The organism is Microbacterium hanjuni, from assembly GCF_043556395.1.
Lineage (GTDB): Bacteria > Actinomycetota > Actinomycetes > Actinomycetales > Microbacteriaceae > Microbacterium.
In genome coordinates this window covers 268248-281234 of record NZ_JBIGIK010000002.1, presented here as the reverse complement: position 1 = coordinate 281234, position 12987 = coordinate 268248, and the positions used below count along the sequence as shown (strand labels likewise).

The 12987-nt window shown below is 71.2% G+C and carries 9 protein-coding genes; 4 read left to right on the top strand and 5 right to left on the bottom strand.

All coding sequences use genetic code 11. The features are described from left to right. Positions 1 to 27 precede the first annotated feature (27 nt). The 5 genes from ACFXP5_RS08985 to ACFXP5_RS08965 form a co-directional block, all read right to left on the bottom strand. Positions 28 to 1377 (bottom strand): hypothetical protein, encoded by a 1350-nt coding sequence (locus tag ACFXP5_RS08985; protein WP_394544370.1) that lies wholly within the window; start codon positions 1375 to 1377, stop codon positions 28 to 30. Next, entirely contained in the window at positions 1374 to 2708 is a 1335-nt protein-coding gene (locus ACFXP5_RS08980) for a S8 family serine peptidase (protein WP_394544369.1), read from the bottom strand. Before ACFXP5_RS08980 ends, ACFXP5_RS08985 begins: the two co-directional genes overlap by 4 nt. A 34-nt stretch (positions 2709 to 2742) precedes the next feature. After that, positions 2743 to 3144, bottom strand: coding sequence for a hypothetical protein (locus ACFXP5_RS08975; RefSeq protein ID WP_394544368.1), 402 nt, complete (start codon positions 3142 to 3144; stop codon positions 2743 to 2745). A gap of 122 nt (positions 3145 to 3266) precedes the next feature. Further along, positions 3267 to 3554: a WXG100 family type VII secretion target gene (locus ACFXP5_RS08970; protein WP_394527842.1), complete on the bottom strand. Its 288-nt coding sequence runs from the start codon at positions 3552 to 3554 to the stop codon at positions 3267 to 3269. 33 nt (positions 3555 to 3587) lie between these two features. Then, positions 3588 to 3908 (bottom strand): WXG100 family type VII secretion target, encoded by a 321-nt coding sequence (locus ACFXP5_RS08965; RefSeq protein ID WP_394527841.1) that lies wholly within the window; start codon positions 3906 to 3908, stop codon positions 3588 to 3590. Positions 3909 to 4201: 293 nt separating this feature from the next. Between ACFXP5_RS08965 and ACFXP5_RS08960 the strand changes: the two genes are divergently transcribed. From ACFXP5_RS08960 to recQ, 4 genes are all read left to right on the top strand, one after another. After that, positions 4202 to 5566: a hypothetical protein gene (locus ACFXP5_RS08960; RefSeq protein WP_394544367.1), complete on the top strand. Its 1365-nt coding sequence runs from the start codon at positions 4202 to 4204 to the stop codon at positions 5564 to 5566. After that, a complete protein-coding gene (locus ACFXP5_RS08955) occupies positions 5563 to 6615 on the top strand; it encodes an FHA domain-containing protein (RefSeq protein WP_394544366.1) in 1053 nt (350 codons plus the stop codon). The genes ACFXP5_RS08960 and ACFXP5_RS08955 overlap by 4 nt, the downstream gene beginning before the upstream one ends. Beyond that, entirely contained in the window at positions 6612 to 10640 is a 4029-nt protein-coding gene (eccCa, locus tag ACFXP5_RS08950; RefSeq protein ID WP_394544365.1) for a type VII secretion protein EccCa, read from the top strand. The genes ACFXP5_RS08955 and eccCa overlap by 4 nt, the downstream gene beginning before the upstream one ends. 279 nt (positions 10641 to 10919) lie before the next feature. Next, positions 10920 to 12980, top strand: coding sequence for a DNA helicase RecQ (gene recQ / locus ACFXP5_RS08945; protein WP_394544364.1), 2061 nt, complete (start codon positions 10920 to 10922; stop codon positions 12978 to 12980). Positions 12981 to 12987: the final 7 nt, after the last annotated feature.

Here is a 12987-nt window from a genome sequence, read left to right as displayed (position 1 = left end):
GTGATCGGCCGAAGCGCGACAGCGTGGTCACTCGCGTCCACCCGCTCCGGCATTCTCGGAACGGGGACCGAAGTCCTCGTCGTCATCGAGGTGCGGTGCGATGGGGCCACCCAAGCCGCGCCCCTGATTCTTCTTGTCATCGCGAGAGCGTCCGCCGGCGCCGCCAGCGCCGCCGAGGCCTCCGGCCTTCCCGCCGCCGCGCCCGCCGCCGCCGGCCGCGGGCGCTCCCGATCCGCCGCCGCCGCCCATCATGCCGCCGCGCGTGCCCGCCGCGGCCGTCCCCGCGCCGCCGGCCGGGCCGGCGGATTTCCCGAGCAGGCCGCCCGACAATCCGGCACCTCGGCCGGCCCCGACGGTTCCGCCACCGAGTTTGCCGCCGGCCCCGCCCGCGAGCTTGGATCCGCCGATACCGCCCGCGCCCAGCTTCCCCGCCCGGGCGAGGGCGGCCGCTCCGCCTGCCCCCGCGGCAAGGCCGACACCCAAGCCACCGCCCGCACTCGAACCGCCGCCGATAGCCGATCCGCCGCCGATGCCGGACGATGGCCCGTTCACCGTCCCGGGGAGCGTCGAGTAGCCGCCGTCGATCGGACCGTCCGGCGTCGGCGTCACGGTCTCAGGCCCGGGAGGGAAGTGGCCGATGTCGACGATGGGCCCTCTCGGCCCGGGGGGCAAGGGTCCCGTCGGGGTCGAGTCGGTCGGGTTCGGAGTGATGAGCACGCCGCTGTCCGACGGACCGGTCGGGCGCACGTCGAAATTCGGGTAGTCCTGGAACCCCGGCCGATTCGTTCCTCCGCCGCTCCCACCCTCGAAGCCGGGTTCGGAGTCGAACAGATTGTCCTCGGGTCCCGGTGTCTCCCCCGGCTTCGGGAACCTCGGTGGCGTGGGAACCGGGGTGGCATTGAGGTTCGTGCTGATGAGCTCCACGGTGTCGCGCGCGTCTGCCTCGCGTTGCGCGCCGAGGTGAGCGTTCAATGCGCCCACCGCGCCCTCACCGGCCAGAATCGACAGGGGGCCGAAGACGATCGTGGCACCGACCGCTGCTCCCCGCACCATCGCTTCCTGCTCGGGGGTCAGGCTTCCTCCCGACAACTGCGCCAAGGCACCTTGAGCACGAGAGCGTTCGGCGTTCGCGCTCGCCACGTGATGGCTCAACTGCTCCTCGAGGTAGATGATGATGTCCGTGATGCGCCCGCTGGCCTCGCTGAAGGTCTCGGTCGCCGTCATTCCCGACTCCCCGGTCAGACCGGGTTCGCCGGCGACCTTGTCCATGACGAACCGAAGCCGAGCGAGCTTGGTGATCAGCTGTTCCTCGCTCGTAAGCTCCCACTCCTCGCTCTCGGCGAAGTTGATCAGGCTCTGTTCCCACGGTCCGGTCATGCGGGGCCTCCCTGCAGCTTTCTCTTCTTGCGGGCGTTCGTCATGAAGATGACGAGGATGATGACGCCGATCACGATCAGCCCGACCACAATGGCCGCGATCGTCAGAACGACGGGGACGAGTGTCGACATCGGCGATGCCGAGGCGGCACCGATGTCGGGGGAGTCGTTCGCTCCCTCCGCCGGGGCAGGCGGCGGAGCCGCGGTCTCCACAGCCTCGGGGAGGGTGAACCCTCGGGCGGCAGCCGCATCGACCTGCTCCACGCTCGGGACCCCGGTGCTCTTGGTCATCAGCGGGTTCTCGTCGGGATACTGCGCGGGGTCCACCTGCAGCATGTGCGTGAGCCACGCCGCCCCATAGCCGTAGCCGCCGCTCTCGTCGCGGGCCAGGGCGTGATCCTCCCGCCCCGTGTTGTGGATGAGCGTCTGGATCAGCTGGTTCCCACTGGCGTCGGGGTAGCGCTGCGCCACGACGGCGAGCATTCCCGCCACGATGGGTGCGGCGAATGACGAGCCCGTTCCCGTGGTGGGCGCGTCCCAGCCGCCGGTGGAGGAGCCGATCACGGCCAGGCTGTCGCCCGCGGCGACCACCGTGGTGTCGGCGATAGCCTGAGGCTGGCCGTCATCTCGTGTCTGCAGCATTCCTTCGCGGTCGACGCCGCTCGCGGCGACGACGCCGTTGTACCCGTGGGGGTAGCCCGAGTCCGAGGTGGATGAGGGGTTGGGTGTCGCGACGACCACAACAACTCCCTTTGCCACGGCGTTGGCGACCGCTTCCGCATCGCCGTCCCAGTCGGCGCTGCTTCTGCTGGTGATGACGATGCGAGCGCCGTCGTCGACAGCGCGCTGCACACCCCAACCGAAGGTGGTCACGTCCTCGGGGCCGGCGGAATAGCATCCGGCGTCCGAGGCGGGGCCGTTCCCGTAGAAGGTGACGTCCGCGCCGGGGGCGATACCGCGGATGCTGCCGTTTCCGGTGCCGTTCCCGTTGATGTAGGCGACGACGGTCGTGTCGTGCGTGATGGATGCCGTCGCCTCGGTGGAGGCGACGGGTCCGCCGTCGGCGCACAGGGCTCCCTCGGCGAGCGTCAGATTCTGACCCGCGAACACCGGAAGGTCGGGGTTGATCTGCGAACCGATGACGGCGACCTTGACCCCTTCACCGGTCCACCCTTGATCCTGCACCGATTGGACGTCGTAGAGGTCGAAGGCCCAGTCGGGAGAGCTTGCGGCCTCGGCCGAGGCCCCCACCGCCGAGGACGTCACGAGCGCGCAGACGAGCGTGACGACCGCCCACGCGCGGGTGCTTGCCCGCAACCTGGTGCTCGTCATCGATCTGCGTTCCTGTGTCATCGTGAGCACCGCGTCAGAACGCGCCGCCGAAGTCGCGGCGGGTGCTTGACTGCACGGAGGTGTTCGGAGCGGCGCCGGTGCCGCCCGCGGGCGGCATCGCCGCCATGTCGTTGATCAGTTCGGTGGCATCGCCCGCGGCGTCCGCGTTCATGCGGTCGGTGTCCAGGAGAGCTTGGACGGCATTCGCGAGGGCGTCGGCATTGAGCGCCACGAACTCCCGGAGGTTCTCGATCGAGTCGCCGAGCTTTCCTGCGGCGCTCTCCAGACGGCTGGTGAAGTCGATGGCCGCCGGTTCCTTGCGGTTCCCGAGCACCTCGGCGACCGTCGCGGACGCGGGCAGGTCCGCGGCCGTGTCGTGCAGCGTGCTGGCGTTCTGGATGGCGATGTCGCCGTCCAGATTGATGATGTCGGCCATCAGTGAACATCTCCCCTTCGGTCAGCGGTGCGTGAGCAGGCGCGTTTCGCCACCTGCCGACGTTGTTGCGGGCCGACAGCGGGGTGCAGGGCGCCCCGGCCGTCGGCCCGCAACGGTGGTTGTCAGACGAAGCGTCCGGCGGCCGACTTGTCGGTCGAGACGTATCCCTGAGCGATCTCTTCGGTCTTGCCGGCGATCTGCTGGAGCAGCTCGTTCAGGCGACCGAGCGACTGCGTCCACTGGGCCTGGGCCTGGTCGTAGGCGGTCTGCGCCTCGCCGTCCCAGGATGCGCGGAGCTTGCCGACCTGGGACTCGAGTTCTTCGAGACGCGTGCGGATACCCGCGGAGCCGGTACGGATCTGGCCCGCGAGGGCGATGACCTGCTCGGGGCGTACAGACATTGACTGCATGACGAAACCTCTTTCTCTACGAAGTCGAACGGCTCAGGAGCCGAGAAGGGAGCCGAGGTTGCCGATGGTCTGCTGGTGCGACTCTTCGGATGCCGCCTGGTCGCGGTCGGTGCCGCGCAGAGCGTCCTCGAGCGTGACGAGCACCTCGTTGAGCTTGGTGGTCTCCTCGTTCCAGCGCTGCATGAGCTGGGTGTAGCCACCCGCTGCCGCGCCGGTCCAGAAACCGGAGACCTGCTCGATCTCGCCGCGTACCTTGCGGACCTGCTGATCGATGCCGCTCTTGGCCGTGTTGACCGCCTCGGCGCCCTGACGTAGGGCGCCTTCTTCGGCGGAAATGAGATCTGCCACGTTCATCCCCTTTTCTGATCCGCCCGACGCGCGGGCGATTCGTTCCAGCATGGATCGGGGACGAGCGCCCCCGGTGCGCTCGACCATGACGGCCGAGCGTGCTCATACAAAAACGTACGGGTGCATGCGCCCTGTACCTAGCATTCTGCAAAGTCTTGACACGATTCTTTTGTCGCCACTACATTTCGCCGGCGAATCGAGCGGTCGGCGGCGTTGCGGGATGGTCACGGAGCCGGCCCCGGAGGCGGATACTGTGGAGCCCACCAACGACGTTCGCGTCGGGGGTGTAGGGGGGATGCGTGACGATCGACACGGCAGAGCGCCGCCGCGTGGTGATCGTCGACGGATCCCGTCGGCACGACGTCGTCGTCCCCGCCGTCACCGTCGTCGTCGATGCGCTCTCCGCGGTCGGACTGCGCCTGCAGCCCGGTCGCGACGTGCTGCTGGAAACCGACGGCCGGGAGATCGACCCGGCGAGCCGCGTCGACACGCTGCGCGACGGCGCCGTGCTGGCCGTGGTCGATCTGACCCGGACCGCCCCGAAGCGCCGCCGCGCGGTGATGCGCCGGGAGAAGCTTCCGAGCGGTGCCTGGTGGTTCCTCGGCGGAGCGGGTGCTCTCCTGGCCGTCCTCGCCCTCGCCGCCCCCGGCGCGCTCGACGCGGCGTCGCGTCAGACCGCGGGCATCGTCACCGCGGCCGCGGCCGTCGCTGCGGGCACGGTGTTCGCCGCGCGCGCCGACCAGGGCCGACAGCAACCGTCGGCGGCGGTGATCAGCATCCTGATCCTCGCCTTCAGCGCCGGCACCGCGTGCGTCCCCGCGTTGCCCGCGGGGGGGATCACGCTCTCGGTGTTCGTCGGCTTGTTGCTCGCCGCCGCTGTGGCCGGGGTGATGGGGGTCGTGAGTCGCGCCCCCTCGGTGAGCGCGGAAGTGCGCGCCGTGATGATCGTGCTGCTCGTGCTGGCCGCGGTCTGGGGCGGAGCTCTCGCCCTGCACCTCGACGCCGTCTCCGCCGCGGCGGTGACGGTGGGCCTCGCCCCGGTCGCGCACCGCGTGCTCGTGTCGAGCCTGGTCGATGTCGCCCCCGGCACCTTCATCGACTACGCGCGGTTCCAGACCACACGATGGAGCGTTCGCCAGACCCTGCCGGAGGAGGTGCTCACCATCGACGCCGACGACGCCGACGCCCTCGTCGCGCGCTCGACCGCGCGGTTGACGGCCGGCACCTTCGCTCTCGTCGTCGCGGCGGCCGCCGCCGCCCCCGTGGCGTTGCCGTCCTTCGCGAGCGATGACCCGCTGGTGATGTCGGGGCGCATCGCCCTCGCCGTCACCGTTGTCCTCGCTTTCATGCTCGGCGCTCGCAAGTCGACCGTTCCGGCGACGAGATGGATGCTGCGCATCGGTGCCGCGGCCATCGTGGTCGCGGTGCTGCGCGCGATCGTGCCGACCGTCGACGCGGGAATGCTCTCGCTCCTCGCGGGCGGGTGCCTCGTCGTGGGCGCGGCGACGGCCCTCCTGGTCATCCCAGCCGGGCGGGGCGTGAGTTCGCTGCGGTGGTCGCGGGCAGGCGACGCGTTCGAGTGGATCGCGATCGCCCTGTCGCTGCCGGCCGGACTGCTGGCCGCCGATGCCGTAGATGCCGTGCGTGGAATGATGGCCGCATGAGTATGCCGACGCCGCCGATCGGCACGCCCGCCACGATCGGCGCGCGGCTGGCCGCGTTCACGATCGACGTCGCCGTCGTCGCCGTGCTCGCGACGGTTGCCGGTCTGCTGTGGTCCTCCGCGGTCCTGGCGGCCTTCGTCGCCGCGGAGGTGGTGCTCGCCCTGTGGATCGTGCAGGCACGGTGGGGGGTCGGACCGGGCGCGGCCCTGCTGCGCTTGCGCGTCTCCCGCACCGACGCCCCGTTCTCTCCGGGAGCAGGACGCGCCTTCGTGCGCGGCTCGATCGTGGGCATCGGCGGGTTGGTCTTCCTCATCGGCGCCTGGGTGGTGCAGGCATCCGCAGTCTGGGACCGCACGGGCCGCCGACGTTCCTGGGCGGACAAGGCCGCGCAGACGATCGTCGTCGCCGTGCCGCGCCGCGATCGCGTGGCGCAGGCCGCCGACGGGGCCTACGCGCTCGCCACCCCCACGGTTCTGGGTCGCTCGTCCATCGAGAGCGGGCGCGCCGCCGACGTCGGCCGGCAGCAGGCGCTCGCTCCGTCCCCGCCCATCGCGCCGGCGTGGGGTTCGCCCCCGCCGCCCCTCCCGCTCTCCGCACCGGCGCCGCAGCCGAGCACGGCCCTCCCCGCGCCCGCGGATGCGGCCGGCCTCCCCGCTGCGGCCGAGACGGCGTCCCCGTCGCTCCCGGGCGCGCAGATTCCCGGCGGTCAGCTGCTTCTCGCCTTCGACACGGGTCAGCGGGAGCAGCTGCCGCTCCCGGTCACCGTCAACCTCGGGCGCAACCCCGTCGCCACCGAACCCGGAGACGCCCTGATCGTCGTGACCGACCCCGACCGCCTCATCTCCAAGACCCACCTGCGTCTCGAGCACGACGGTGAGAGCGCGTGGGTGACCGACGCCGGATCGACCAACGGGTCCGAGCTCGTCGACGACGACGGGCGGGGCAGGGTGCTCGCGGCGGGGGTGCGCACGCGCCTCGACGACGGCGTGCGCGTGCGTCTGGGCGAGCGCATCTTCACCGTCAGCCGCCTGATCGGAGGCACCCCGTGACCAAGGGTCCTCGTATCGCACCCCCGTCGGTGCCCAGCGGCCGCATCGTGCTGCAGCCCCCGCCCGAACTCGTGCCGAGCGAGGGTGGCAGCGGCATCCTGACCTCTCTCCTGCCGATGCTCGGCAGCGTCGGGGCGATCGTGATGGTGACCATCTCGAACGCGGGCCCGACGGGTTTTCTGATCGGCGGCATGTTCCTGCTGTCCTCGCTCGGCTTCGTCGCCGTCAACGGGTGGCGCCAGCGCTCGCAGCGCAATTCGCAGGTGCTCGGCAACCGGCGCGAGTACCTCGCCTATCTCGGCGACCTGCGCGAGACGGTGCGCGTGGCCGCCCGCAAGCAACGTCGGCATGGCGGATGGGTCATCCCCGCCCCCTCCGCCCTGCCGTTCATCGCCGAGGAGCGCTCGCGGGTCTGGGAACGCGAGCCTAACGACGAGACGTTCCTGCTCACGCGGGTCGGCACGGCCGATCAGCCGCTGAGCCTCACCCTCGAAGCGCCCGAATTGCCCCCGCTCGCCCAGCTCGACCCGGTCGCCGCCTCGGCGGCGCACCGATTCATGCTGACCCACGAGGTGCAGCCGGCGCTTCCCCTCGGCATCCGCCTCACCGACTACGCGCGGGTCGAGATCGTCGGCCCCGACGAGGAAGCGGCGCGGTCGCTCGCACGGGCGGTCATCGCGGGGATCGCGACTCTGCACGATCCAGAGGATGTCGTGATCGCGATCCTCGCCGGGCCCCGTCAGCTGCCGTCCTGGGAATGGGTCAAGTGGCTGCCGCACGCCATGTCGTCGCGCGAACAGGACAAGCTCGGCCCGGCACGCATGATCGCCTCATCGCTCGATGACCTCGAAGACATGCTGCCGGTGCAGTTGCGCGAGCGTCCGCGCTTCGCGGCCGGCGGCGGCATCACCCCGCACGTGGTGATCGTCGTCGACGGGGTCGATCTGCCTCCGGGCAACCCGATCGTGAGCGCCGAGGGGATGCTGGCCGTCACCGTGGTGGACCTGCCGACCCGGTGGGCGGAACTCGAAGACCCCGCCGTCGTGCGGATCGCGCTGCCCGGTGAGGCGAACCGCCCCGAGGCCGCCTCGGGGTTGCGTGCCCGCCTGGCTGCGCCCGCAGCATCCGTCCCCGTCCTCGCCGAGCTCATCGACCTCGCGGACGGTTCGCGCTCGTTCACGGCCGACGCGATGACGATCGCCGAGGCGGAGGCCACGGCCCGCCGGTTGATGCCGCTGCGCTCCTCGCCGACGGTCGTCAGCGACACCACCGCCAGCCAGGCCCAACTCGAGCTGGTCGAGCTGCTGTCGCTCCCCGATGTGCGCGAGATCGACTTCGACCGCGCCTGGGCCGGCCGTCTCGAGCGCGACCGCCTGCGCGTGCCCATCGGACAGGAGCCGGACGGTACCCCGCTCGTGCTCGACCTGAAGGAGTCGGCGCAGCAGGGCATGGGCCCGCACGGCGTGATGGTGGGCGCCACCGGTTCGGGAAAGTCCGAGGTGCTGCGCACCCTCGTGCTCGCCCTCGCGCTCACCCACTCGCCCGAGCAGCTGAACTTCGTGCTGGTCGACTTCAAGGGTGGTGCGACCTTCGCCGGCATGGCCGAGATGCCGCACGTCTCTGCCGTCATCACGAACCTCGGCAGCGAGCTCGCCCTGGTCGACCGGTTCCAGGACGCTCTGCAGGGCGAGATCGTGCGTCGTCAGGAATTGCTGCGCGCTGCCGGCAACTTCGCCAACGTGTCGGACTACGAGAAGGCCCGCAAGGGGGGCCGGAGCGAGCTCGCCCCGTTGCCCGCCCTGATGGTCGTCGTCGATGAGTTCTCCGAACTGCTGACCGCCAAGCCGGAGTTCGTGGAGAGCTTCCTCAACATCGGCCGCGTGGGCCGCTCGCTGCAGGTGCACCTGCTGCTGGCTTCGCAGCGTCTGGAAGAGGGGCGACTGCGCGGACTCGACACCTACCTGTCGTATCGGATCGGTCTGCGCACCTTCTCGGCCGCCGAGTCGCGCACGATCATCGGCACCCCTGACGCCTACACGTTGCCGCAGGAGCCGGGCGTCGGGTTCTTGAAGAGCGACACCGAGAACCTCGTTCAATTCCGTGCGGCGTATGTATCGGGCCGGCCCAAGACCGTGCTCAGCACGCCGACCGCAGCGACCGACGACTTCTCGCGCGAGCCCGCCCGCATCGAGCTGTTCACCGCGGCCGCGCAGCCCGAATCCGACGTCGAGGACTCCGCGGAGTTCAACGCCGCGGCGGGGCCCGTTCTGCAGCCGAAAGAAGAGCGATCGACCTTCCGCATCGCAGTCGAGCGGATGCAGGGCCACGGCCCGGCCGCCCACCAGGTCTGGCTGCCGCCCCTCGAGGAGCCGGCGTCGCTCGACGAACTCATGCCCGACCTGGTCGAAGACCCCCGGCTCGGCCTCGTCTCGCCGGGCTGGCGTGCGGCCGGTGCCCTCACGGTGCCGCTCGCGATCGTCGACGTGCCGCTTGAGCAGCGCCGCGACCGCCTGACCGTGTCGCTCGGCGGCGCCGCCGGCCACGTGGCCATCGTGGGCTCGCCGCTGAGCGGAAAGTCCACGCTCGCCCGCACCCTCGTGTCGGCGCTGGCGTTGACCGGCACCCCGCAGGAGCTGCAGTTCTACGTGCTCGACTTCGGCGGCGGCAGCTTCACGGGCCTCCAGCGCCACCCGCACGTGGCCGGGGTGGCGACCCGCACCGAGGCCGAGGCCGTCCGCCGGACGGTGGCCGAGGTGGAATCGATCATCGACGCCCGGGAGCTGTTCTTCCGCCGCAACGGTGTCGACTCGATGGACACGTACCGGCAGCGGCGCGAGCGCGGCGAGGTCGGCGACGGCTACGGCGACGTGTTCCTCGTCGTCGACGGTTGGGCGACACTGCGCACGGAGTACGAAGCCCTCGAGGCCCGCGTGCAGACCATCGCGGCGCGGGGCCTGAGCTTCGGGGTGCACGTGGTGATCACCGCGAACCGCTGGCTGGAGATCCGGGCCAGCCTGAAGGACCTCATTCAGACCCGGCTCGAGTTGCGCCTCGGAGATCCCACCGACTCCGAGATCGACCGCAAGCAGGCGGCCAACGTGCCGATGAGCCAGCCCGGACGCGGCCTCAGCTCGGCGAAACTGCAGATGCTCGGGGCGATCCCGCGCATCGACGGTGCGAACGACGCCGCGACCCTCGGTGACGGCGTGCAGGCCATGATCGCCCGTGTCTCGGCCGCCTGGCAGGGGCCCGCGGGACCGAAGCTGCGCCTGTTGCCCGAGCGCATCGAACTCGATGACCTGCGCTCGCTGGCCGAGCCCGGCGACCGCCGGCTGCTGCTGGGCATCGACGAGGCCCAGCTCGCCCCCTTCGGCATCGACCCGCGCAGCGAACCGCACCTGTACCTGTACGGCGACGCCGGGATGGGCAAGTCCTCGTTCCTGCGGGGCATCGTGCAGGAGATCACGCGGGCGTACACCCCGGCGGAGGCGAAGATCTTCGTCGTCGACTACCGCCGGGCCCTGCTGGGCGAAGTGCCGGCCGATTACCTGGGTGCGTATCTCAGCTCGCACGACCTCGCCACCGGCGGCCTCCAGGAGCTGGCTGCCTACTTCGGCGGGCGCGTGCCCGGACCCGACGTGACGGCCGACCAGTTGCGCGAGCGCAGCTGGTGGAAGGGTGCCGACGGCTTCATCATCGTCGACGACTACGACCTCGTCGCCACCAGCCAGGGCAACCCGCTCGCGGTGCTGCAGCCGCTGCTCGCCCAGGCCTCCGACCTCGGTCTGCACGTCATCCTGACCCGCCGCACCGGCGGCGCCAGCCGGGCGGCGTACGACCCGATCATCCAGCGCTTCACCGACCTCGGCGTGACCGGCATCCTGCTCGGCGGTAACCCCGAGGAGGGTGCGCTCATCGGCCGCGTGAAGCCCGTGCGTTCGGTGGCGGGCCGTGCCCAGATCGTCAGCCGCGACCACGGGTTCCTCACCGCGCAGCTGGCGTTCTCGCCGCCGACCGCCGGCTGACGCGCGGGCTCGTCGCGCAGCATCCGGTCCCGTCGAGTAGACACGTTCTCGCCGACGCAGCGTCCGGCCCCGTCGAGTACGTACGTTCTCGCCGCCGCAGCGTCCGGTCCCGTCGAGTACACACGTTCTCGTCGAACCGACACGGTAGCGGCGTCGATAGCGTGGCGTCTCGGCGAGAACGTGTGTACTCGGCGACGGGGAGGGTCGGTGACGGGGCAGGTCGGCGCGGGGGAGGACGGGGGCGGGGCCGGTGTCGGCGCCGCGGGCTATCGTAGGCGGGTGACTCCCGACTCCGCCTCCGAACCGTTCGCGGCGGTCGCGGCCGATCCCTACGACGGTTACGAGTGGGATCCCGATTCCTTCGCACCGCCCGACGACCTCGACGCGCCGCCGCCGCCGATGGATGCTGCCGCCGCACCCCGATCGACCGGATACCGCGGCGCATCCGGCGCAGCATCCACCCCCACCCCCGCCGTCTCATCGACCCCGCGCCGTGACTTCACCGGGCGCGACCCGCGCGAGGTGCTGCACGAGGTCTACGGCTACGACGCCTTCCGCGGCGACCAGGGCGACATCGTCGACCAGGTGATCGGCGGCGGCGACGCGGTCGTGCTGATGCCGACCGGCGGCGGCAAGAGCGTCACCTACCAGGTGCCCGCCCTCGTGCGCCCGGGCACCGGGCTGGTCGTGAGTCCGCTCATCGCGCTCATGCACGACCAGGTCGAAGCCCTCGTCGCCAACGGTGTGCGCGCGGCCTTCCTCAACTCCACGCAGGGCGCCGATGAGCGCCGGGCGACCGAACAGGCGTTCCTCGCGGGCGAGCTCGACCTGCTCTACGTCGCCCCCGAGCGCCTCAACACCGCCTCCGCCTCGCAGCTGCTGCAGCGCGGCAGGCTCAGCGTGATCGCGATCGACGAAGCCCACTGCGTGTCGCAGTGGGGTCACGACTTCCGCCCCGACTACCTCGCGCTCGGCGACCTCGCCGAACGTTTCCCCGGGGTGCCGCGCATGGCGCTCACCGCGACGGCGACGCCCGCGACCGCCCGCGAGATCGTCGAGCGGCTGCAGCTGCCCGATGCCCGTCAGTTCACGGCCAGCTTCGACCGGCCGAACATCCAGTACCGCATCGAGCCGAAGGTCGACCAGCGCCGACAGCTGGTCTCGTTCATCCGCGGACTCGCCCAGACGATGCCCCCCGAGGCGGGCGCCCCCGCGGGGATCGTCTACGCCCTTAGCCGCAAGAGCGTCGAGCAGACGGCCGCGTACCTGAGCACCCAGGGCATCGACGCGCTGCCGTACCACGCCGGTCTCGACTCCTCGGTGCGCGCGGCCAACCAGTCGCGCTTCCTGCGCGAGGACGGCGTGGTCATGGTCGCCACGATCGCGTTCGGCATGGGCATCGACAAACCCGACGTGCGCTTCGTCGCCCACATCGACCTGCCCAAATCGGTCGAGGGCTACTACCAGGAGACGGGTCGCGCCGGTCGCGACGGCGACCCCTCGATCGTGTGGATGGCCTACGGCCTGGGCGACGTCGTGCAGCAGCGCCGCATGATCGACCAGTCACCGGGCGACCGCACCTACAAGGTGCGGCTGGGCCAGCACCTCGACGCGATGCTCGCCCTCTGCGAGACCGTGGCGTGCCGGCGGCAGAACCTGCTGGGCTACTTCGGCGAGCCGTCCGAGCCCTGCGGCAACTGCGACACCTGCCTCGAACCGCCCGAGACCTGGGACGGCCAGATCGCGGCGCAGAAGCTGCTCTCCACGATCGTGCGGCTGCAGCGCGAACGCGGTCAGGCGTTCGGTGCCGGCCACCTCATCGACATCCTGCGCGGCGCCCGCACCGAACGCATCTCGCAGCAGGGCCACGACGCCCTGACCACGTACGGGATCGGCGCCGATCTGTCCGACCAGGACTGGCGCAGCGTCATCCGGCAGCTGCTCGCGCGCGGGGTGCTGGTGGCCCAGGGCGAGTACGGCACGCTCGCGCTCGGCGAGGCCGGCACGGGGGTGCTGCGCGGTGAGACGCCGGTGCCGCTTCGACGGGACACGCTCGGCCGCGCGGCCAGCAGCGGCAACGCGCGGGTGCGCAAGTCCGCCGCCGCCGAGTCGGTGAGCGCCGGCGACCGCGAGCTGTTCGAGGCGCTGCGAGCGTGGCGCGCCGAGCAGGCCCGCGAACAGGGCGTACCCGCGTACATCGTGTTCGGCGACGCCACGCTGCGCGCGCTCGCCGAAGCACGCCCGGCGTCTCTCGCCGACCTCGACGGCGTCACCGGCATCGGCGCCAAGAAGCGCGAGGCGTACGGCGAGGGCGTGCTGGCGGTCGTCGCCGCGCACTGACGCCCCC

Bases quoted from the DNA above. Each gene is read 5' to 3' on its own strand.
- ACFXP5_RS08965 (WP_394527841.1), bottom strand. From the start codon at position 3,908: ATGAACGTGGCAGATCTCATTTCCGCCGAAGAAGGCGCCCTACGTCAG.
- ACFXP5_RS08985 (WP_394544370.1), bottom strand. From the start codon at position 1,377: ATGACCGGACCGTGGGAACAGAGCCTGATCAACTTCGCCGAGAGCGAG.
- ACFXP5_RS08975 (WP_394544368.1), bottom strand. From the start codon at position 3,144: ATGGCCGACATCATCAATCTGGACGGCGACATCGCCATCCAGAACGCC.
- ACFXP5_RS08970 (WP_394527842.1), bottom strand. From the start codon at position 3,554: ATGCAGTCAATGTCTGTACGCCCCGAGCAGGTCATCGCCCTCGCGGGC.
- ACFXP5_RS08980 (WP_394544369.1), bottom strand. From the start codon at position 2,708: ATGACGAGCACCAGGTTGCGGGCAAGCACCCGCGCGTGGGCGGTCGTC.
- ACFXP5_RS08955 (WP_394544366.1), top strand. From the start codon at position 5,563: ATGAGTATGCCGACGCCGCCGATCGGCACGCCCGCCACGATCGGCGCG.